Source organism: Rhodopirellula sp. UH5 (assembly GCF_056839225.1).
Map to the genome: position 1 here is coordinate 3,493,646 of NZ_CM166390.1, position 22,247 is coordinate 3,515,892.

Below are 22,247 nucleotides of genomic sequence, written 5' to 3' on the forward strand. Positions count from 1 at the left end.
GATCCCTCCCTTCCAGTCCAACGAGGCTCCGTGCCGTTTTGACTCAGCCTCGCCAAACCCTGATCACCCTGTGTGGGTTTACCTTTTTGACCTCCGCAACCTATTCGGTTGCCAGGGCATTGGGAGTCAGCCTGTTCATCGCACGGATGGGCTCCGAGGCACTGCCAGTCGCTCTTGTCGCGTCGGCGGTCACCGTGATCGCCGTGTCTGCGGTCACCCACCTGATCAACCAAAGATTCCCTGCACGCTTCAGCGTCATCGGCAGCTGGATCGGCTTGGCATCGGTCACCGCTTGGCTGACCGCGATGATCTCGGTCGAGCATCATTCGCTTGTCTTGCTGGGTGTTCTCTACGTGATCGCGGAGGTGCGAGGCTGCGTCAACACGATCTATGCGACGACGTTGGTCAACAATGCGTTTGCATCGTCGACCTCCAAACGCCCCTTTGTCCTGGTTGCCGCCGGCGCTCCGATCGCCGGAATTGCGATGGGAGCGGCCATGGGATTCGGTGCCTCCGTGCTAGAAGACACCACCTGGCTGAAGATCATCATCGGCTTGGACGCAGCCACGATCGTGTTGCTGCGATGGATCCCCAATGTCCCCGCGATGTCAGAGAGACCGACGCCCGCCCCCAACTCGGGAATCGAACCCTCCCAGCGTCGGATTTCCAAGAACACTGGTTCGATGAAGCGGCCTCCCGCCAGCCAAACAATCTATCGTTACCGCTATGGGTTGATCAGCCTGATCGCCTTCAACGTTTTTGCCGTCACGATGGTCGACTACCAATGGAAGGTGATTGCAGGGGAACACCTGCTCGTGGAACACAAACTGCTGACCTACTTTGCTGGCTTCTATGCCATCAATGACATTCTGATCGTCCTGGTCCAGTTCACCGTCGCGACCAAAGTGCTCGATCGCTACGGCATCGGAATGCCGCTCGGCGCCTACCCCTTGCTGCTCAGCATTCTCGGGCTGATCGCGTTGATCAACCAATCCCCCGCGGTGTTGATCCTGCTGTTCACGCTTGGCCAAGGCCTGACCGTGCTCAAGCGATCACTTTACGAACCCAGCATGACTTCTGCTTATGCGATCCTGCCGCCCAACGTTCGCAACGAAACCATCCTTCTGATCAAGGGCGTGGTCAAACCTTTGATTGAAGCCGTGGTCGCCGTGGGTTTGCTGTTCCTGGCGTCCCGCATGAATCCTAACCAAATCACATCGACTTGGTTGGCCGCATTGATCCCCTGGTTCCTACTATCCAGCTGGGTCGCGAGCACCTACGAGAAATGGATGCCGTCCCCTCCCGACAACGACACTTCCGGCGAGCTCAAACTTTCCGAACGGTGACACGAGCCCCCTGCTTCCCGACCACACGAACTTCCGTTCCGGGGTCGATGTAGTCCCCCTCGGTCACAACGTCCACCGCGTCATCGCCAAACTGAACCTTGCCACTCGGACGCAGAGGCGACATTGCCGCTCCCCTGTCACCGACCTCCACGCGCTGCCAAGCCGGGCCACTGACCAAGGTGGCGCTGGCGCCGCCATCGGCAGCCACCATGACCTGTGGACGAAGCGTCAATCGACTCAGCCCCGGGATCTCGCCGAGATACTTCGCCATCACGGCCAAGCAAACCAGGAAACCTAAGAATGCCCCCATCACCGTCATCATGTCCGCAGCCAACGAAGTCCACTGAATCTCGTTCTCGGGCAACGTGAATCGACGCGAAGCCATCACCAATGCCCCCAGTGACAACGCCAACCCACTGATCCCTGCGACACCAAATCCGGGAATGACAAAGATTTCTGCGGCGATGAACAGGATCCCCGCAAGAAACAAAACCACTTCCAACCAACCCGACGTCCCACCCAAAAAACGCGCCCAGAAAAACAACCCAAAACACAGCACGCTGGTCAAACCGCCGATGCCGATCCCGGGTGCCGACAACTCAATTGCAAGTGAGACCAACCCGATCAACAACAACAGAAACGTGACAAACTGAGTGTTCAACAGGAACACCAACGTGTCCGTCCAACTGCGTTCCATCTCGACAATGGGTTCTTGCAAGTTCAAGACCTTTGCCAATTCGTCTCGACCCTCGACGGTCTGATCCACCATCCCAAGCTCCACCCCACGACGACCGTTGACGGTGAAGAACATTTCCTTGCCCGCTTCCCGAATCGGTGGGCTGAGCTCCCATTGATCGGCGTCGTCTTTGGATGCCAAATCCTTGTCGGACAAATAGAGTTGCTCTCGTGTGCTCTTGTTGGTCGCTTGATAGACGACCATGTCCTTGTCCGTCATCTTCTCCGCCAACGCGAGTGGTCGCCCCGTGGCCTCGGCAGTGTCGCGAACTTTCTGGGCCAGCACACTGCGACTCTTGGCCGGCGTGTAACGAAACGCACCGTCTTCGCCCATCACGATCTCGCCAGCATCTCCCATCCGAGCGTCGGGACGCATCAAAATCGTGTCCGTCGACAAAGCCAGCAACGCGGCACCACTGATCGCATCCTTTTCGATGTAAGCCACCGTCTCGACGTCCTTGGCTTCCAAGACCATGTCCATCAACTCAAACGTCACCGAGGTGAAACCACCGGGCGATTGAATGTCCAGGATGATCACATCGGCGCCGGATTCGACCGCGGCTTTGAACTTGCGTTTGAGCAATGCACCACTGAGTGGATTGATGTCCTCTTTGAACTCAATCAGCACCCCACGACGCTTTCCGGATGAGGCGTCACCCGTCGCTGACTGCGCCAAGGCAGGCGTGCACGAAACAAATGCAATCGCCATCACAACCACCGCGAACAACGCACTCACGATTGTCAGCGGAGCACGATTGGAGGCACGAAGCGTTGCGTGTGATTGGGTTGCAGTCATCATCTCATACCCTTCGCCAAAACGACGGAACAAATAGCAGCAGCACACTGAAGATCTCGACTCGCCCCAGCATCATCAGCCACACGAACAACAACTTGGCGCCCTGGCTGAACCCGGCGTAGTTCCGGGTGGCTCCCACAACGCCCAATCCCGGACCGATGTTGTTCAGAGTCGCCGCGACCGCACTCGCGGAATCGAGCAACTTCTCGTCCAGTGTCCCACGCAACAACTCTTTGCCAGCCTGGGATTGGTCGACGATCACCACTTCTTCACCGGATTCTCTCGCACGGATGGATTCATCCACCACGTCTTCGAGAGGCGTGTTGGTCATCACAACTCCCCACGTGGAATTGGGCTCAAAAGTGACCAAAGCCAACCAGGACATCACGAAAATCGCCAACACCATGCAGAAGTACAACAAAATATTGTGTGCCAACTGAGGGTCATCGACCGCGACACCACTCACCCTCAAAGGCCGGACCACACGAGGGCGGTGGGCGCGCTCAATTTCCAATCGGAGAATTTTGTAGAACAAAACATGCCGGATCACCTTCATCCCACCGCCCGTGCTCCCGGCACATCCCCCGACGAACATCAACAGCAGCAAAATCCCCCGACCAAAGTTATTCCACTCGTCAAAGTCTGCTGTCCCGTACCCGGTCGTCGTGATGACGGAAACGACTTGGAACAATCCGTTTTGAACCCCTTTGGCCAGCGTTCCGAATCCCTCGTCCTCCGCACGCAATCCAAACACGACCACCCCTACAGTGACCACGCCGATGACCATCGCAAACGTTCGAAATTCCACGTCCTGAAAGAGTCGTCGCGCGGCCGTCAGCGGCCGCCGCGGGATATCCAACAGCATCAAATACAGCAACGTGAAATTGGTCCCTGCCAAAATCATGAACAACACCGTCGTGTATTCAATCAACGGACTGTCAAATCCGCCCAACGAGCGGTTGTAGGTGCTGAAACCGCCGGTTGCCATGGTTCCGAAAGCGTGACACAGAGCATCAAACGAACTCATGCCCTCGAACATGTAAATGAGAGTCAGCAAGATGTTCAGCCCCACATAGATCGCCGCAAACACCAATGCGGTGTGCTGCATCCGTGGCATGCTGCCTTCCTTGGTTGGCCCCGGCATCTCGGCTCGCATCATCGCTTTGCCCGCCGACCCTTGCCCTAGGATTGCGACAAACAAAACCACGATCCCCAATCCGCCCAAAAAGTGCGTCCATGATCGCCAGAACAAGATGCAATGCGGGACCAGTTCAGGCGTTTCTAAATCCGTCAGAACCGTCGCACCGGTCGTGCTGAAACCGGACTGAGATTCAAACATCGCTTCGATGAACGTGATCGGCGAATCCTCCGCGATCATCGTGCCACTCAGAAAATAAGGCAGAGCCCCCAGCACAGTGGCACTGACCCACGACAGACCCACGATCGCCATCGCCTCTTTCTGGTAGAGCTCTCCCCCACCGCGATAGCCACGGCCCAGAAATCGGAAGAACGCCCCCACAAAGAAACAGATCGCCATGCTTGCCAGCAAACCACTCGCCGCCGCCGATTCAAACTCCGTCGCCGGAGGCAAATGCGTTCGGTTCGCAACGCTCGGAAATGCAAATGGCAGACTGAACGCCATCGACCCGCCAATCAACAGGCAGATCGTTCCCAAAAAACGAAACAACAACGGGAAATTCAACGACGACGCCTTTTCGACGGGTGGTGAAACGGTGGCAAAGGGTGCAATCGACGAATGCCCTTGTTCATTGCCGACCGTGGCAATTCGGACCTTGTTACCCAACCACCCCTTTTTTAGCAACTCTCAGTTTCTAGCAACTCGCTTGAGTGACTCACTCAGTTCGATCGCTGGCGTTCAACCGTCGGCGGGGGTCTGTCCCAGGATCACATCGAACTGGCAAGCCAATTCACCGATCTTGGACTCGTTCATTGGCTTGAAATCAGCCACCAACAACTCGCGTCTGGCTGGATCCGTCACTCGGCGGAAAACACCATCTCGTTGATTGCCTTCATGCCCCCGAATCAACAACTGGGTCGTCAGCAAATCCTTGTCGCCCTGCTTGACCTTGATGTGAATGTGGGGGGCAGGGCGTCCGGGGTAGGGCACTGGCTTGATCGTGCGAAAACGATACCCGCCATCGCTGGCCGTTTCGAAACGCCCAAACCCTTGAAAGTTCTTGTCCTGCTGGTCTTTCTTGCCGTTGCTGTCACGCGTGTGCAGATAAACCGCGTTGGCATCGCATTGCCAAATTTCAATCGTTGCATTGCGAACCGGCGTCCCCGCCGCAGTCAGCACTCGGCCAGTCAGATGAGTCACCTCACCAACCGCCGGGGTCGTGTGATCACCCATCACGATCAAATCGTTGTCCTGATCCAACGGCAATCGATCGGGGTAAAACGGACCTTCGGTCAGTGGGGGCGTTGGCTGAAGCAACTCTTCAGCAAACAACCCGGGCGTCGTCCACATTGCAGCACCGCCGATCGCCATCGCAGATCGACTCGCGAACCAACGTCGTGACATCATCTTCGTGTTCATCGCGATCACCTGTAGGAATTTCGAACTGCACTGGATGAGCCAATCCCGCATCATTGGCCAATCCCACATTGTAACGAGTCTCAGACAGACACCGCAGCACCTCTCTGCGGCCACCCGCAAGCGGCGTCAGAACGGCTCTCTCGGTTTGTAGCGATTGCGACGGCCCCAAACGCGTCACCCGTGCCCGCGTTTGCCCGACCACAAAAAAGAGTTTGGAGGTCCCCGAATCGTCACCTAGATGTTGTTGTGATTTAGGGCCATTTTTCCAATCGGGCAAACAACATGAACAACGAACGTCCTTCGACCGAACGCAAAGCACTTCAAATCAACCTGGATCCGCGGCGGTATGGTTCGTTTGCCGAGATCGGAGCAGGGCAAGAGGTCGTGCGTTGGTTCTTTCGCGTCGGTGCCGCCGCAGGCACAATCGCCAAGAGCATGTCGGCCTATGACATGGCCGTCAGCGACGCGATTTACGGCGAGTGCCAACGCTATGTCTGCCGCCAGCGTCTGGATGACATGCTGACCCGAGAACACACGCTGAACATCGAACGATTGAAGGAACAACGCGGCGACTCGACCGCCTTCTTCGCGTTTGCTGACACCGTTTCCGCCCGCAACTACCACGGCACCAACGAGTGTCACGGATGGATGGGCATCCGATTCCAAGCTCACCCGCGGGATGAAGACAGCCAAATCATTCTTCACGTCCGAATGCTGGACAACAACAACGCGGCCCAGCAAGAAGCACTCGGAATCGTCGGAGTCAACCTGCTCTACGGTGCCTTCTTTCTCAATCATGAACCCGACCAGTTGATCGAATCGTTGCTGGACAACCTCAGCACCCAGCGCATCGAAATCGACATGATCGAATTTTCGGGCATCGCATTTCGACATGTCGACAACCGTGTGATGAGCCTCCGCCTGGTGCAACTGGGACTCAGCAAGGCAGCGATGTTCTCCGCCGATGGCGAAGTCCTCCAGCCCGCCGAAGTGCTCTACAAAAAACCCATTTTGGTGGAACGCGGCAGCTTCCGGCCAGTCACCCACGTGAACTTGGACATGATCCAAGCGGCCCAAAAGAGCTTTCGCAAAGAAGAAGACGTGGATCCCAATCAAGTCGTGACACTGGCGGAGATCACGATGCGGAACCTCCGCGCCAACGGCGAAATCGACCTGCAAGACTTCCTTGCCCGAGTCGACACGCTGGCGGCCTGTGGCATGACCGTGCTGATCTCGGACTACTTCGAGTACTACCGATTGGCCGCCTACCTGTCGCAATACACCAAGAAGAAAATCGCGATCACGATGGGCGCCGGCAGCCTGCACGAACTCTTCGAAGAAAAGTACTACACGGAACTCGATGGCGGCATCCTGGAATCATTCGGCAGGATGTTCAAAAACGACCTGAAGCTCTACGTCTACCCGTTGATGGACCGCGAAACCAGCGAACTGACCACCGTCGAGAACCTTGAGATCGCGCCGGAACTACGGAAGCTTTACGACTACCTGGTGGACAAAGGCTGCATCGAGCAATTGCACGCTTACAACCCCGAACACCTTTCAACATTCTCCCGTGAAGTGTTGAAGATGATCGAATCCGGCGATGACGAGTGGAAAAAACACGTTCCCCAAGAGGTCGCGACCGTGATTCAGAAACGTGGCATCTTCGGCTGCAAATCCCACGCTCCGGAATCCCGACTCGCCGCCATGGTGGCGCCCATGGGAGCTGCCTTCAGCAATGTCCCGGCCCCCGGGGCATTCGCCACCTGATCCCGTCGAGGCACCCCACCTGCTTCGAACCTCACCTCAACGAAACCACTCCACGCCACGGCGGATCTCCGGATCTTCCGTGGCGTTGCTCATTCCGGCAGCTGCCTATCGTCACTTCCCGACCCAGAAATCGCCCTCCCCCCTGACAAACCTCAAAAACCACTGACCGACACGGCTCCCAAAAGCCCCTCAAGAACACTTCTAACGACAACTAACCAACCGTTAACAGCCGCCCGCTCAAAGCTAGCACTTCTCTCACACTTCCTTCATCCAACGTTAACAACCGAGCCATCTTCATCTGCTTTAATCCCCGCGCTCGATTGCGGGGAGTGAAAGAACCTGATCCCCGGAGCCTCCATCCCGATTCATTTCAGCAACTCATTTCTCTTCTCCTGAGAGCTCTCAAAAGTCATGAAATTCCAACATCCCCGCACCTGTGATCAGCGGACTTCCACGCGATCCGGTTTCACCTTGGTCGAACTCTTGGTCGTGATCGCGATCATCGGCGTCTTGGTTGGACTGCTTCTGCCGGCTGTTCAAGCCGCTCGCGAAGCCGCCCGCCGCATGCAGTGCCAGAACAACTTCAAGCAGTTCGGCATCGCACTTCACAACCACATGGCCGCCTTCGGATCGTTTCCACCCGGCAATGTCAATTACGACGAAAGCGGCAACCGCTTCAAAACCGGCGGCTGGCAGCACGGTCAGAACGAACTGGGATGGCACTGGTTGCCAATGTTGTTCCCCTACATGGAACAACCCGGTGTCTGGGAACTGATCACCCGCTGCGAAGATTCCGTCACGGGTCACACCATGAACCCCTGCGATCACTGCGAGTACTACGCGGAATTCGAACACATCGGTCGCGAACAACTCGGTTCATTCGTTGCCTGCCCATCAGCACCCGGCGTGACCAATCAATTTTCCGACGGCAGCTACGGCTTGGAAGCCTTGGCAAAGGGTTCCAACTACGCCGCCAACTGGGGTTCAGGGGACATGCTGTCCTGGGAAAGCGACCAGACCTCCGGAGCGTTCGGCACCTACTACGTTCACCAAGATGTGATCGTCAAAGACGGCATCGCAGGTGACCGCTTTCAGAACCGCAATGGAATGGGCAGCGAAGACTTCCTGGACGGCATGAGCAACACGATGGCGATGAGCGAAATCCTCAACCATGACTCGAAAACGGACATCCGTGGTACTTGGATGTCGCCTGCCATGGGAGCCACAATCTTCTCCGCTTTCACCGGCCCCAACAGTCGCGAAAAAGACGTGTTGGCTGCCTGCGATGAAACCATCCCGGAAGACAAACTGAATCCATACTTGGCTTGCCTGGAACAACGCGACACCGCCGAAATCTGGGCCGCTGCTCGCAGTCACCACACCGGTGGCGTCAATATCCTGATGGCAGACAGCTCCGTTCGATTCATCACTGACTCAGTCGACAAAGAAAGCGTTTGGCATCCATTGGCAACTGCGAAGAACAGCGAAGTCTTCGAAATGCCCTGATCGAGCTGACGCCATCAAACCAGCCCTCCTGGCGTAAGCGGGTCGGCAAGAATGATCGGGCATAACCATGTGAGCCGTTTGGGCGTTAGCCCCGGTTGGACGTGGAAACAACCACGCTTGCCACGATATTTCAAATGCCGAACGCCCCCTGCCGACCTGCTTAGTCGCACTCCCTCGAAGGAATCTCGCACAGCTTTCAAGAAAGCTGTGCAACCTCGCCTCTCCCGCTGGGAGGGGCGAGTGAAGCGAGGGACGGGCTGAGCTCAAAATCTCTCATGCACTCTTTCACCTCCTTAATAAACCAGATGAACTTTCAAACCTCCATTCAACTGATCCCCGTTTTCGCGTTGCTCACCGTCATCGGTTGTGGATCGTCAGCCCCTCCAGCCATCACTCTCGAACAAGACGCCTACGCTTGCGTGGAAGGTCTCGGAGATGCCGCTGGCGACCCCAAGATGTTTGCCACCGTCTTCGTCGATGGAGCAGTTCCTGAGAACCACGAAGACTACGCTCAGCGAGGCTACGAAATCGCAGGCGACGGCGAAGTGAACGGCGACCAAATGACCGTCCCCGTCAAAATCTTTGGCGGCGTCTTTGCTACCTCCGGCGGCGATCGCTCGAAAAAGGCATCGGAATCCGGAAACACCACTCAAAACTGGGTGCTGCAACGCGTCGGCGAAGACTGGAAAATCAAAGAAGCTCCTTTGGGTTGATCCCATCTGAAGGACATCCCTTGTTCTCCAAGATTCTCTCTGCCAAGAGCCTCCAGTTTCTGGGGCTCTCGATGCTTTTGGTCATCGGAGTCTGTGCGGCCAGTGTCGCACGGGACCTGATGTCGATCGCACCCACGCCATCCTCGGCCAGTCGTCGAACGCTGGCCCCCAAAGACTCCGGCGCATCGGTCGCAAATGCCGTGAACCAGTGGAGCCAATTTGTCTCCTCGCAGTTCGCTGGTGACCAAGCCTGCCAGGCCTGCCATCCGGTCGAGTACGAAGCCCATCTTCGATCCGGTCATTCGCGAACCGCCACACCGATGGTCGAGTCGGAGTTGGCTCAGCAACTTCTGTCACAAGGCGAATACGAAGATTCGCTCCGCAATCAAACGTTCCGCTTCACCAAGCAAGCGGATCAGTTTTTGGTCAGCACCTCGACAGGGCAGGGCAGGGCGTCCGCGAACGCGTCTTCACCACCGAACACGCAATCAAAGAACCTTTCGGTCACAGTCAATTGGCTGTTGGGATCCGGCACCCACGCACAAACTCCCCTCGCCATCCAGAAAGATGGCTCTCGCGGCATCGAGATGCGTTGGTCGTCATTCCATGGCGACGACCAACTGAATGTGACTCCCGACCACGATCAATACACGACCTTCCGTGAAGGCACGGCCGAGTGCTTTGGGCGTCCCATGGATGCCATGGCCGTGCGTTCTTGCATCGGATGCCACTCCACCGTCGTCCCGCCTCCACCCTTGCCGCTGACCCCCGACACGATGATCGCCAACGTTGGTTGCGAACGCTGCCACGGGCCACGGAAGCAACATGTAATTCTTGCAGGCCGCGGCTTGCCCGAGCAGAGCAAACCAATGATTGACCAACATGATGCCAGTGCTCACATGGAAACGTGCAGTGCATGCCATCGCGACGAACGCTCCGTTTCGGCTGATTCCACGGCGGCTGAACGTGCTCGTTTCCAGCCGTATGGACTGAAGAAAAGCGAATGCTACCTGCAATCTTCGGGTCAGCTCACCTGCTCGACTTGCCACGACCCGCACGACACCACCTCGCACGATCGCCAACAATACATCCAGCAATGCCAAAGCTGCCATCAACCGCAGGCTTCCACGATTTGCCCTGAAGCACCAGCGGGAGACTGCATCGAATGTCACATGCCACTCACACCCTGGACCCAAGGAATCGCTTTTCGCGATCACTGGATTCGAATCGTGGATGACACCGCTTCCCACGCTGCCGAGACCACACGGGAGGCATCCCCATGAGCGTCATCTCCCCGTCACCCAGCACTCGCGCGGCGGTCAATCCATCAACCTCTCGTTCGAGAGAAACGTCGCCGACCGTCGCCTCAGCGAATCCCCAAAGTGGATTCCTCTTCTCGCCGCTCATCGACCTGATCTTCATTGCGAATTTGTTTTGGCCGCTGTTGGTCTTCGTCGATGTCTTCGGTGGAACGACAACCCATGAGGGCCTGCTGTTCTGGCAAATCTACTTCATCACCGCCCCACACCGCTGGATCACCATCGTTCTGGTGTCCGTCGACCACCACAAGTCCCAGGATCGACGGTGGCTCTTTGCCGCTTTGGCACTCGCGATTTTGACGGTCTGCGTCGGGTTGCAGGTCGGCACCGGGTCGCTGCTGTGCCTCGGTATGATCGACTACATCTGGAACGCCTGGCATTTCTCGTCCCAGCATCACGGCATCTTTCGAATTTACCAACGCCAATCGTCGCCCCCATCCAAAACCAAGGCATCCGATCCGTTTGACCGAACCGCAAGCAGCGGCGCAGGCTCCGACCATTCGAATCCGCTTTCGCAATTCATGCAAAGCAAAGGGGCACTGCTTCAGAAATTCTTCTTCCGTGGCTTTTTGCTGTACACCATCGCTCGAGTGGCAGGATTTGGCTGGCCCGAAGGACCGTTCCCTTCGTTCTCTGGAGTGGAGTTCCTGGACTGGGGGATGCTGCTGATTCCTGCTGCGTTTGCCATTTCCGCGATGCACCGATTTGCAAAACTCGGCAACCAAACGTTGGCCAGCATGCTGTACCTGTTGAGCGTGATGTCTCTCTTCGCAGCGTTGCTGTTGGCCGCTCACTACCAGAACAGCCGACTCGTCATCCAGCTCGCACTGGCGTCCGCGATTTTCCATTCGATGGAATACATGTCCATTGTGACTTGGTCAATGAAGAAGTCGGGGGCAAAAAAAGCCAACCATCCACTGGCACGCCTCTCCAAGATTTGGATGCTGTTCCTGGTCATGTTTGTGCTGGTCATCGGCCTCGGGAACTACCTGCTTTCGCGCGGCTTCTTTGAAGTCTGGGTGACAATCAACTTGGTCGTCGCCTTTTGGCACTACTGCTTTGACGGCCTGCTGTGGAAGTCGCCCAAACGCCGCGCACCCTCCCCCTCAGCGGGTGCAGCATGACGTCATCCCGTGAGACACCGAAGCAGAACGTCCCGGCAAGCTGGTTGCTTTGGCCGCCCACGGTGATTGCCGTCTTGGTGGCCGTTCGCCATCTGTTGCTGGACCCCAACGGGCACATCGAGTGGTTTGGGCGAGACGACGTCTACGCCGTTTCCATGTTCGCCGCATTGCCCATGGGATTTGCCGGAGCAATTCGGGTTGCCAAGAAATCACGTTCATCCGCCATCGTGCTGGGCGCGTGTTTGCTGGCGGGATGCCTTTGCCTGGCCGCCATGAGTCATGGAATCTCAATTCCTGAAAACCTGCTCGCAATCACAATCGCTCGCGCACTGCAATCTTGCCTCACCGCATTCGCCGTCGCCAACCTTTGCGTTGGCATCGCGTCGCTCCAATCACCTGACCACCCCCAATCAAACGTCATCGGGGCAGGGCAGGGTGGCCAGCATTTCTTGCCGACTTGGGCATGGCTCTTGTTCGGAACGGCAACCATTGCCATTCCCGCCACCTACACGCATTCAGCAGCGGAATCACTCGAGAAGAAGCTGCAAGAATCACTCAGCAGCCATCGCGTTGCCTTGGCTTGGGAACAGTGCTCGCAGCTTCGCCGACTCGATCCCGGTGCAACGACCGCGGATTCGAACCTGGCCGCGTTAGAAGGCAATCTCCACGAACAGAAAGTCCAACTGGAATCAGAAGTCCAACAGCCGATGCCTCGAAACATTTCCATCGCCTTGATCGGGAGAAGAATCACCAGTTTGGTTCAGCTCGATCGAAATCACGAGGCCCTCGGTTGGATTCGACCGATGATGTCCGGTCGCAATTTTCATCCGATTAGTCTCGATTTCTACGGGCTCTGCCAACAACGCTTGGAACAACCTGCCGAGAGCATGCGAGGTTACGAGCGTTCGTTGAAACACTGGGAACGACAACCGGACAGCCCCGGCAAACGCAACGCGATGATCAGTGCTTACAAAGGCATCGCTTTCGCAGCTCGCCAATTGGGCAACCGGCGTTTAGAAGAAGAGGCCTATCAAACATTGGTGCAATTGGCCCCCACCGCCGAGAATCATTTCCTTCTGGCGACCAGTTACAAAGAACACCAAAAGACCTCGCTAGCCGCCGAGAACGCTCAGCTCGCCGCACAGCTGGACCCTCTGTATGCCGAGCAAGCCCAATCCATGCTGTCACAACTTTCGCGTGACCACTTCAGCTGTTTCTTAGTGCCTCGCTAAGCAGCCGGGCAGGAGCGACCGGGCAAAACCATGTGAGCCGTTTGGGCGTTGGCCCAGGCCACTCCATGTTCAACCTTCGAAGGAGGGTAGGCTCGCGCGAGTTTTATCCCGAAGGGATCGCAGATGGTAGCCGGTGGTTTGAACGCAGTGAACACCACCGGATGCAAGACCCCGGCAATCCCCAACCCTGAAAGGGTCGAAGATTCCGCGCCCCTTTCAGGGTCGGTATGAGTTTTTTGGTTTCCGGGGGTTGCGCTGCGACGCAGCAACCCCCGGCTACCATTCAAAATCCCTACCGGGATAAAAAAACCTGGAGTCGGAAGAAAGCTTGCATCTGCTATCGCGTCACAACACCAAGCATTTAACAACCCACCATTCAGCGCGATGCGAGCGACACCGCATGCCTGAGAATCGGCAGCACGCACTGGTTCATGCCCGTCGTGACCGCCCCCGTGGACCCCGGCAACGCGAACACCACCTTGGACTTCATCCGTCCCGCGGTGGCTCGACTGAGCATCGCCTTGGGGCCGATCTCGGCGATCGAGATGGCTCGAAAATGCTCCCCAAAACCGGGCAACGTCACATCCAACAGGGACTCAATCACGTCGACCGCCATGTCTCGCGGCGCGATGCCAGTCCCACCCGTCGTGATGATCGCATCCAGCGAACCGTCTTCGGCAAGCTCCCCCAACAGCTTCGCGAGCGGTTTGGAATCATCCTTCAAAATCTTCCGTTTCGCGACGGAGTGACCGGCTTCCTCGAGCAAGCTGACAATCCGGTCGCCACTGCGATCTTCTGCTTTGCCACGCGTGTCACTGAGCGTGATCACGGCGACGCGAACCGCTTGAGCGGGATCCACATCTGGACAACCACACTGGGAATCTGGAGGGGGTTGATTCACGACGCTGGTTCCTCACTTTGTTCCAACAAACCCGCTCGTTGTTGAGCGTCTTCGAGAAAGTAATTCACATCATTGAGATCATCGGCGTGAAGCACTTCGTAGGCGTGAGCCGCACTGCGAGACCGATACAACTGCTCGCGAATGTTGATGTCTCGCGTGATCGCGGTCGCAAAGGCAGAAAGGATCTCCAAGTGACGCTTGCGGCTCGACTCAGGCGTGGCCAACAACAACACCGCGTGAACCAAGCGTCCGTCCGGTGTATTGAGCTTGATACCCTTCTTGCTGATTCCCAGCACGCCTTTGACATCATTGGCACCGGGTTCATCGATGATCGCGTGAGGAATCATCAAACCGATCCCCAAGCACGTCGTCTGAGATGCTTCCCGAGAACGAACGGTCTCCAGAAACTTGTCCTGTGGTGTGCTCATTGGCGTGGTGGCATACAGCAGGTTGGTGAGTTTCTGAAAGATCTCTTCCTTGTTGCCGTCCAGATCCACCATGATCCGATTCTCCTGCAAGAAGTCCAGCAATCGAGGACGGTCCTGGCGAGCTTCGCCGGTTTGGGTCAGGGCAAACCGCGTTGCACTTGGCCCTAGCAACTGGTTGATCGCCAGAGCCGACAGGCCGACCGTCGTCACCATCGACTTGATTTCTTCGGAGAACCCTGACTGCTCGCTGCCAACCAAGATGATCAAACCAACCGCCACGCCGCCGTGGGGCAACAGCGACATTCCAAGGTACCTGCGAACGTTGTCGGTCGCTCCGGACAAACTCATCGCCGTGTAGGCACTGATGGTCTTGGCCACCAACCGCGACAGGAAATACAGGGCAACCAAACCAATGACCGGCGGGATCTGGGTGAAGTCCAACTTCATCCCTGCAAACGTGTAGAAGAGCGCAAACAGGGCTCCTCCAATCCCATTCAAGTAGGCTTCTCCCGACCGAACCAAATCATGCCGTAAATTGGTCAGCGTGATCCCGGCGAACGTGCATGCCAAGATTCCACCCGATGTGCCAAAGCTCGCCGCCGCTCCCCAGGCCCCCAGCACAACCGCGACCATCAACGGGCCCAAAAACGCAGCACTGACCACCGTCTGAACCAAAACAATTGCCAACAACGCGCAAGCAGCACCGATCGCAAGCGTCACTGCAAACTGCACGCCGACACTTTCCAACGCATGAACCCACCCCGATTGATCCGCCAGAAACGTGGAGATGAACACAAAGGCGGCGACCGCGACCATGTCGATGAGACCAATCGCCGCCAACAAGGTGCGAGTCAAGATGCCTCGAGCGCGGGCCTCTTGAATCACCAACACCGTCGTTCCCGGCGCCCCCGCAATGGCAATGGCCGCGAACAAAGCCGCCGGTGGCAGCGACATCGACGGGTCCAGCCACCTCCCGCCAAAGTACATCACCGAGCCAACCAACGTTGGCGTGATCAAGGCTTCGCCCAGCAGCAACAACCCGATCCGCTTGCCCGTGTTTCGCAGGCTTCCAAAGTACAGCGAGGCACCGACCGTGAAGGCAATGAAGCCCAACACGAAGTTCATGTAGGGACCAAACCGGTCCAATGCCTGGGGATCCAAAACGGTGTCCAACCCAGGAAACCGAAGTTGACGAAGCAGAATGCCGGTGGCAATCCATCCGGTCACCTTGGGCAGCCGGATCAGCGCAAATAACTCGCCCCCCAGCACACCGGCAGTCAGCACCACCGCCATGTTGAAAAGCGGGTCGTCGAAGTGAAGGTTCGGAAAAAAATCCATGTCCTGGCCATCATTTGCCGAACAGAAATCGTCAAAGCAGCCAGGATCCTAGGTAAAAACGCTCCATTTGGGAACGCGGCGCAACTTGGAGGGACCGCTTCACGCGGGGGTATCCCTCGTTTCAGGCATCAGCCCAACACGCAAAGTGCAGTCTGGCACTCGGATTTCCGAGGCAAGGAACTGCAGAAACCCGACCGACCGTCCGAGCGCCACGCTTCCCCGGGCCGCAAGAACACACGCAAGAACTTCGCACCGCAGGGCTGCACAACCAAGTGAATCGCGAGGCTTGGTTGAAAGACTTCGTCGTCGACACCCTGCCTTCCCCAGCGTCGGAAAGGACTCATTCCGCCATCTTCGACCCGCCAACGCTTGCCCCAGCCTTGGTCGACAGAATCCGTGCCAGGCAATGCCCGCACGGCGGTGTTGTGCTTCAGCGATCCGCTCCGGCGCAGAACTTGGTTAGCATCACCGGACACCTCCTTCAGCCCACATGACTGTTTGAGGAAGGTATACTAAGCAGGTCGGCAGGAATGATCGGGCATAACCATGTGAGCCGTTTGGGCGTTAGCCCCGGTTGCACGTGGGATTAGTGGCGTTTGCCATAACAGTTCCAATGACGAAAGACTCCTGCCGACCTGCTCAATGCCCCCGCCGAAGGTCGCTCGATGAGCGGTTTCCGTTGAGTCGCAGTCCCGCCAAATCCCTCCCGATCCAAAAATGCATCCAGCAACCATGAGAAAGTGTTCGCTCTCTCGCGTTCAGCGTTTTACGCAACTTTGCATCTTTTGCTTGACGGCTTGGGGATCGACAACAGGTGGCTGGTCCATCGCCGCTCCCATTGATTTCGAGAACGAGATCGCGCCGATCTTTCAACAGCACTGCCTGCATTGTCATAACGAAACGCAGAAAGGTGGTGAACTCTCGTTGTCATTCGCCGATGGACTGATGGAGTTGGGACATGTGGTCCCCGGCGACCCTCAAAGCAGCTATCTGGTGGAGACGATCCACGCGGCTGACGGTGAGACGCCTTCGATGCCAGAGGAAGGCACTCCTCTGAATGACACTCAGGTTGATCTGGTCAGGCGATGGATCGCCGAGGGCGCCGTTTGGCCCGACGGGCTTGAAATACAGCACAAGGCCAAGGCGGATGCTTCGTGGTGGTCGCTCCAGGAACTTGCAGACGTCTCACCGCCGGAACCTTCCGCAGGACAGTCGTCGCACCCGATCGATCGGTTCATTCAACACCGATTGGCCCAAGCAAAGATTGCTCCTTCGCCACCGGCCGACCGTCGCACACTGATTCGTCGGTTGTCGATGGATTTGATCGGTCTGCCACCGACTCCTGAATCCGTCACGGCGTTTGTCGCGGATCCAAATCCGGCCGCCTACGAGGAATTAGTCGATCGTTTATTGCGGTCGAAGCATTTTGGTGAGCGTTGGGCTCGACATTGGCTCGACATCGCTCACTACGGCGACACCCATGGTTTTGAGCGAGACAAGCTTCGCGAGAACGCTTGGCACTATCGCGATTATGTCATCCGGGCATTCAACGACGACATGCCCTACGATCAATTCCTGCGACAACAAATTGCCGGTGACGTGATCGATCCAGAGAATGAAAATTCGGTGATCGCCACTGGCTTTCTCGCGGCAGGACCTTGGGATTTCGTGGGCCAGGTCGAAGCCAAGAGCCTTGTCCTCCGACGCGCTGCCCGCGCACTCGACTTGGATGACATGGTCACTCAAGTATTGACCTCCACGATGGCCATGACGGTCAATTGCGCTCGCTGCCACGATCACAAACTCGATCCGATCAAGCAGAAGGAATACTATCAATTGGTCGCCGTGTTCGCTGGCGTCCAAAGACAGGATCGGGTTGTCAGCCAAACTGCCCAAGAGGCCTACAATGCAAGCAAGACGCGACTTGAATCAGCACTGGCCGAGATCGAGTCGAAGCTTCAGCATTTGACAGGACGCGGCATTGATCTGGCCGATGTCGTTGGTGGTGGCAACGGCTTTGGATCAGGAAAAAAAGGGCAAGGGATCGACCCTCGTACTGGTAAGTCGGAAGAACGGTCTTTAAACGCACTGGACGATCGAAAACCGGGACAATTCGCGACATGTGATGTGGCAATGATCGACGGCGTCTTTATCCCAGCCTTTGAACAAACACAGATCAGCTCCACCGAACTGGTCGCGGCGGGGTTGCCCAAACACAGCAATCGAGCCTGGGATTTGATTCGCAATGGTCCTGTCGCCAGTCAATTTTCAACGACCTTTGGTTCAATCAACTTCGCCGCCGCCGGACATTCGATGATTGGATTGCACGCCAACGCGGGGATCACCTTCGATCTATCGAACATTCGCGCTGCTCTTGCTGCCGTGGATCCAACGCAAGACTCCGCCTCGCCAGTTCGGTTTACCTCGACCGTCGGATATGGCGGGAGAACCGCCCAACCAAGTGCTGAGTTTCATGTGTACATCGATGGCGAACAAGTTGCCAGGGATCGAATCGGCCGCCACGACTCGGTTTCCGTTGATGTGCTACTCGAACGGGACAAACGTTTCCTGACCCTGATCTCGACCGACGGTGGCAACGGCTACGGACACGATCAAGTCAGCTTTGGCGATCCGCGAGTTGCATTGACTTCGGCGAGTGAACTGACCGACGAGATGAAGGAACGGCAATCCGCACTGCTCGCCAACAAGACCCGTTTGCAAGCGGAACTGGAGTCCCTTCAGCCGCCACCTCAGTTCTTTGGGGTTCAATCAAAGGCACCAGCCCCTGTCCATGTATTGCTGCGTGGTGATCCCGAATCACCTGGACCGGAGGTCGCCCCCGGAGGTCTGACTTGGTCGCAGTCGCCGCTTCTGTTTGGCGACCAGAGTATGCCGGAGGGACAGCGGCGTTTGGCCTTGGCCAACTGGATCGTTGCCCCCGAGAACACGCTCACCGCGCGAGTGATCGTCAATCGACTTTGGCATTGGCATTTTGGCAAGGGAATTGTTGACACGCCTAGCGATTTTGGTTTCGGCGGATCCCAGCCATCGCACCCCGAGTTGTTGGACTGGTTGGCCGCCGAACTGATCCGTCAGAAGTGGTCGCTCAAGGCGATTCACCGCTTGATTGTCACTTCGCAAACGTATCGCCAAACAAGTCGATTGGAACCCGATGTTGCAGCAGGGATGCAGGATCCCCGCGAAATCGATGTGGACAACAACCTGCTGTGGCGAATGAATTCGCGTCGCTTGGAGGCCGAAGCGGTCCGAGATTCAGTGCTAGCGATCACAGGTAAATTGAACCTTGCGATGCACGGTCCTGGCTACCGTGACTTTGACTACCAGGAGGCTTACGCACCGATCTACACCTACAAGACCGCTGATTCGGCTGAACTGTGGCGGCGTAGCGTGTACCGGTTTCTCGTCCGCACATCGCCCTCACCCTTCATGACGGCATTGGATTGTCCCGATTCCGCCAACCTGACGCCCAAGCGGAATGTAACCACGACGGCGTTGCAATCGCTCGCGATGTACAACAACGCTTTCATGTTGCAACAGTCATCTTACCTGGCTGAAAAGCTTGCTTCGGAAACAAGCCAAACCGAAGAACAGATTCAACTTGCCTTCGAACGCGTTTTGGTTCGCAAGCCCGTCGGGCAAGAATGGGAAGCAGCCCGGCAACTGGTGGCTGAACATGGCTTGTTGCATCTCTGTCGTGCTCTTTTCAACGCAAATGAATTCATCTGGCTGGACTAACAGGACGCTCCATGAACATGGACCTATTCAATCGGCGGCAAATGCTGCAGTCCGCGTGCGGGGGCTTCGGATGGCTCGCAATGCAAGCGATGCTCCGGCAACAGACGGCTCAGGGTGCAGGGGTTCAAACGACCGATCATCCCGCCCGCGCCAAAGCGGTGATCCAGATCTTCTGCCCTGGCGGGATGAGCCAAGTCGATACGTTCGACTACAAGCCGGAGTTAGAAAAAAGATCGGGCAAACCGTTTGATCCCGATGGCAAACTGCAGTTCTTCGCATCCAAGCCGGGAAATATCCAAGGCAGTTTCTGGCCATTCCAACAGCACGGTGAATCGGGACGATGGATATCCGATCTATTCCCCCAACTCGCCAAGCATGTCGACGATCTGGCCTTCATCTATTCCATGCAAAGCAAGACCGCGTTGCACGGACCGGCGTGCTTCATGATGAACACCGGGTTCACGCTGCCGGGATTCCCAAGCATGGGATCGTGGGTGACCTACGGATTGGGAAGTGAGAGCGAAGACTTGCCCGCGTTTGTTGTGCTGCCCGACCCCAAGGGCTTGCCGCCAGGAGGCATCATCAATTGGGGTGCCGGATTTTTACCGGCCGTCCACCAAGCCACCACGCTGGACTCGCGTGCTGGTCATCAACCGATCAACGACCTGTTTCCACCTCAGAATTTCGATGCGGTCAATCGCGACTCAGATCAAGCGGGACTCGACTTCTTACGTTCATTGAATCAACAGCATCTGTCGGACCGTCAAGCCAACACCGATCTCGAAGCACGAATGTCCGCTTATGAACTTGCCGCTCGACTTCAACTCAGTGCACCGGAGCTATCGGACTTGTCGTCCGAATCAGCAGCGACCCAACAAATGTACGGAATGCACGATGAAACGACCACCGATTTTGGACGTCAGTGTTTACTAGCGCGTCGTTTGGTCGAGCGGGGCGTCCGCTTCGTTCAACTGTATTGCGGCGCCGAAAACACAACCGCGAAAAAAATCCGACCGAACTGGGATTCGCACGAAGATGTGGTCCGCGACCACGGGCATTGGGGCCGCGTGCTTGACACAGGTGCGGCGGCGTTGCTAGCCGACTTGAAGCGAAGCGGGATGCTGGACGACACGCTGGTGATCTGCACGACCGAATTTGGTCGTCAACCTGCCGCGCAAGGCGCCCAAGCAACAGGCCGCGATCACAACGCGGGAGCGTTCACGGCGTGGATGGCCGGTGGTGGCATTCAAGGCGGGGTTGGCTATGGAACGACCGACGAACTGGGATTCAAGGCAATCGAACATCCCACCTACTGCTACGACCTGCACGCGACCGCGCTGCATCTACTCGGCATCGATCACACCAAGCTTACTTTTTATCACAATGGGATCGAGCGACGGTTGACCGATGTGCACGGACACGTGATCCCAGAACTCATCAAGAGCTAACCCGCTCAAGCTTCACCGGAGCCGTTCGTTCGCCATTCCATTGGCAAACGTAAACGCTTTCATCCTCGTCGATGCAGACATCGTGGCCGTGGTAGAAAGTTCTTGCCTGGTCCTGCTTCACCGTTTGCAAAACCCCGTCCTCATAAACGGGTTGCTCGCCACCGGGGCACGAGACAACTCGGTCGTGCTTGTCCATCACCATGGTGAAACCAGACTGGTACAGCCACGGCTTCGGAAGATTGACGTCGGCGTTGTTGTGGCTCCAACAAACCCCGGCGTAGACATGGTCGCCATGGATCACCGGTCGACAGATCTGCAGATTCGCGAGCTTCACCGTCTTGATCCACTTGCCATCGAGCGTGAAGTATTTGAACGCTCGCTGAGCACGACTGGTCACGATCAGCTTCGGATTGGCTGGATCACGGTTGTCCAGGGCAATGCCGTGCGCGTTGGCCAAGTTGTAGTTCTTGTCTTCGTTCTCGTGACCGCCGAACTTCTGAATGAATTGCCCATGTTGGTCGTACCGCAGGATGTAATCCGATCCATATCCGTCGGCAACATAAATGTCACCGTTGGGCGCAACCGCCGTTTCAGTGGGCTGAAACCCCATCTCAGGCGAGTAGGCGCCGACGGTCATCGGGTGACTGATGGTGAATAGCATCTTTCCATCGATTGTCATCTTGGCGATGTATCCGTTTTGGCGGACCATCGTCACACCGTCTTGCAGACTCCGAGCCCAACCACTTTCGCTGACGTACAGCATGTCTTCGCCGCCTTCGTTGACCAGAGTCAAACCATGACCGCCGGGCCAGTAAGTCCCCCAGCTGTCGAGGACTTTCCCGGACTTGTCGAAGACGATGATGTTGTTGCGTGGATCGTCGCCAATCATCACCAACCGTCCCCGAGAGTCCTGCACCATCTCGTGACAATTGTCGATCGGAGTCCGAACCGGATTGACCTGTGCCCAGTCCTTCTGAACGCGATAACGAAAGTCACCCTGCCCGATCAAGTTTGGCTCGGCGGCAACGTCTTTTTCGGCTGCGCTCACAAGTGTCGCGGACTGAGCCAACGCAGCGGCCCCCGCCGAAGCAACGACACCGGTTTTCAGAAAAGTTCGACGATCGGACATTGTGGTACCAGTGAAGAAAGGAAGAGTGAACGACAAGGAAAGCATCGCGATGCGTGGCGAATGGCCGGCCGGAAACCCAACTTCCTCGCGCAAGTCCTCGGAACACCAACGAGTGAAGTAGGTCGACAGGAATGATTGGGCACAACCAT

Annotated in this window: 15 protein-coding genes; 9 read left to right on the forward strand and 6 right to left on the reverse strand. The window is 56.8% G+C overall.

The annotated features are described in order from the left end of the window. Positions 1 to 38: 38 nt before the first annotated feature. A complete protein-coding gene (locus UH5x_RS12395; protein ID WP_482635818.1) occupies positions 39 to 1,346 on the forward strand; it encodes a hypothetical protein in 1,308 nt (435 codons plus the stop codon). On the opposite strand, the gene UH5x_RS12400 is transcribed toward UH5x_RS12395, so the two are convergent. The 3 genes from UH5x_RS12400 to UH5x_RS12410 form a co-directional block, all read right to left on the reverse strand. Continuing rightward, a complete protein-coding gene (locus tag UH5x_RS12400) occupies positions 1,327 to 2,877 on the reverse strand; it encodes an NfeD family protein (protein ID WP_482635976.1) in 1,551 nt (516 codons plus the stop codon). The genes UH5x_RS12395 and UH5x_RS12400 overlap by 20 nt on opposite strands. Positions 2,878 to 2,881: 4 nt before the next feature. Next, the gene (locus tag UH5x_RS12405; protein ID WP_173442688.1) at positions 2,882 to 4,681 is read right to left on the reverse strand and encodes a TrkH family potassium uptake protein; all 1,800 of its coding nucleotides are present in this window, start codon (positions 4,679 to 4,681) and stop codon (positions 2,882 to 2,884) included. A gap of 72 nt (positions 4,682 to 4,753) precedes the next feature. Then, positions 4,754 to 5,443 (reverse strand): dioxygenase family protein, encoded by a 690-nt coding sequence (locus UH5x_RS12410; protein WP_449314168.1) that lies wholly within the window; start codon positions 5,441 to 5,443, stop codon positions 4,754 to 4,756. Positions 5,444 to 5,716: 273 nt separating this feature from the next. Here UH5x_RS12410 and UH5x_RS12415 point away from each other — a divergent pair, with 273 nt between their 5' ends. From UH5x_RS12415 to UH5x_RS12440, 6 genes are all read left to right on the forward strand, one after another. Beyond that, on the forward strand, positions 5,717 to 7,204 hold the full coding sequence (locus UH5x_RS12415; protein WP_482635819.1) for a TonB-dependent receptor: 1,488 nt from the start codon (positions 5,717 to 5,719) through the stop codon (positions 7,202 to 7,204). Between the two features lie 411 nt (positions 7,205 to 7,615). After that, positions 7,616 to 8,710 (forward strand): DUF1559 family PulG-like putative transporter, encoded by a 1,095-nt coding sequence (locus tag UH5x_RS12420; protein WP_482635820.1) that lies wholly within the window; start codon positions 7,616 to 7,618, stop codon positions 8,708 to 8,710. A 305-nt stretch (positions 8,711 to 9,015) separates the two neighbouring features. After that, positions 9,016 to 9,423, forward strand: a complete 408-nt coding sequence (locus UH5x_RS12425) for a hypothetical protein (protein ID WP_482635821.1) — start codon at positions 9,016 to 9,018, stop codon at positions 9,421 to 9,423. A 20-nt stretch (positions 9,424 to 9,443) separates the two neighbouring features. Continuing rightward, positions 9,444 to 10,706, forward strand: coding sequence for a multiheme c-type cytochrome (locus UH5x_RS12430; RefSeq protein WP_482635822.1), 1,263 nt, complete (start codon positions 9,444 to 9,446; stop codon positions 10,704 to 10,706). Then, on the forward strand, positions 10,703 to 11,866 hold the full coding sequence (locus UH5x_RS12435; RefSeq protein ID WP_482635823.1) for a hypothetical protein: 1,164 nt from the start codon (positions 10,703 to 10,705) through the stop codon (positions 11,864 to 11,866). The genes UH5x_RS12430 and UH5x_RS12435 overlap by 4 nt, the downstream gene beginning before the upstream one ends. Beyond that, positions 11,863 to 13,098, forward strand: coding sequence for a tetratricopeptide repeat protein (locus UH5x_RS12440; protein ID WP_482635824.1), 1,236 nt, complete (start codon positions 11,863 to 11,865; stop codon positions 13,096 to 13,098). Before UH5x_RS12435 ends, UH5x_RS12440 begins: the two co-directional genes overlap by 4 nt. A 376-nt stretch (positions 13,099 to 13,474) precedes the next feature. Here the strand turns inward: UH5x_RS12440 and UH5x_RS12445 are convergent, their stop codons facing one another. Beyond that, positions 13,475 to 13,999: a MogA/MoaB family molybdenum cofactor biosynthesis protein gene (locus UH5x_RS12445; RefSeq protein ID WP_482635825.1), complete on the reverse strand. Its 525-nt coding sequence runs from the start codon at positions 13,997 to 13,999 to the stop codon at positions 13,475 to 13,477. Continuing rightward, positions 13,996 to 15,765: a cation:proton antiporter domain-containing protein gene (locus tag UH5x_RS12450; protein WP_482635826.1), complete on the reverse strand. Its 1,770-nt coding sequence runs from the start codon at positions 15,763 to 15,765 to the stop codon at positions 13,996 to 13,998. The genes UH5x_RS12445 and UH5x_RS12450 overlap by 4 nt, the downstream gene beginning before the upstream one ends. Before the next feature lie 732 nt (positions 15,766 to 16,497). Here UH5x_RS12450 and UH5x_RS12455 point away from each other — a divergent pair. Further along, entirely contained in the window at positions 16,498 to 19,521 is a 3,024-nt protein-coding gene (locus tag UH5x_RS12455) for a DUF1553 domain-containing protein (RefSeq protein ID WP_482635827.1), read from the forward strand. 11 nt (positions 19,522 to 19,532) lie between these two features. Then, the gene (locus UH5x_RS12460; protein WP_482635828.1) at positions 19,533 to 20,969 is read left to right on the forward strand and encodes a DUF1501 domain-containing protein; all 1,437 of its coding nucleotides are present in this window, start codon (positions 19,533 to 19,535) and stop codon (positions 20,967 to 20,969) included. On the opposite strand, the gene UH5x_RS12465 is transcribed toward UH5x_RS12460, so the two are convergent. After that, on the reverse strand, positions 20,959 to 22,098 hold the full coding sequence (locus UH5x_RS12465; RefSeq protein WP_482635829.1) for an NHL repeat-containing protein: 1,140 nt from the start codon (positions 22,096 to 22,098) through the stop codon (positions 20,959 to 20,961). The two genes, UH5x_RS12460 and UH5x_RS12465, sit on opposite strands and share 11 nt — an antisense overlap. Positions 22,099 to 22,247: the final 149 nt, after the last annotated feature.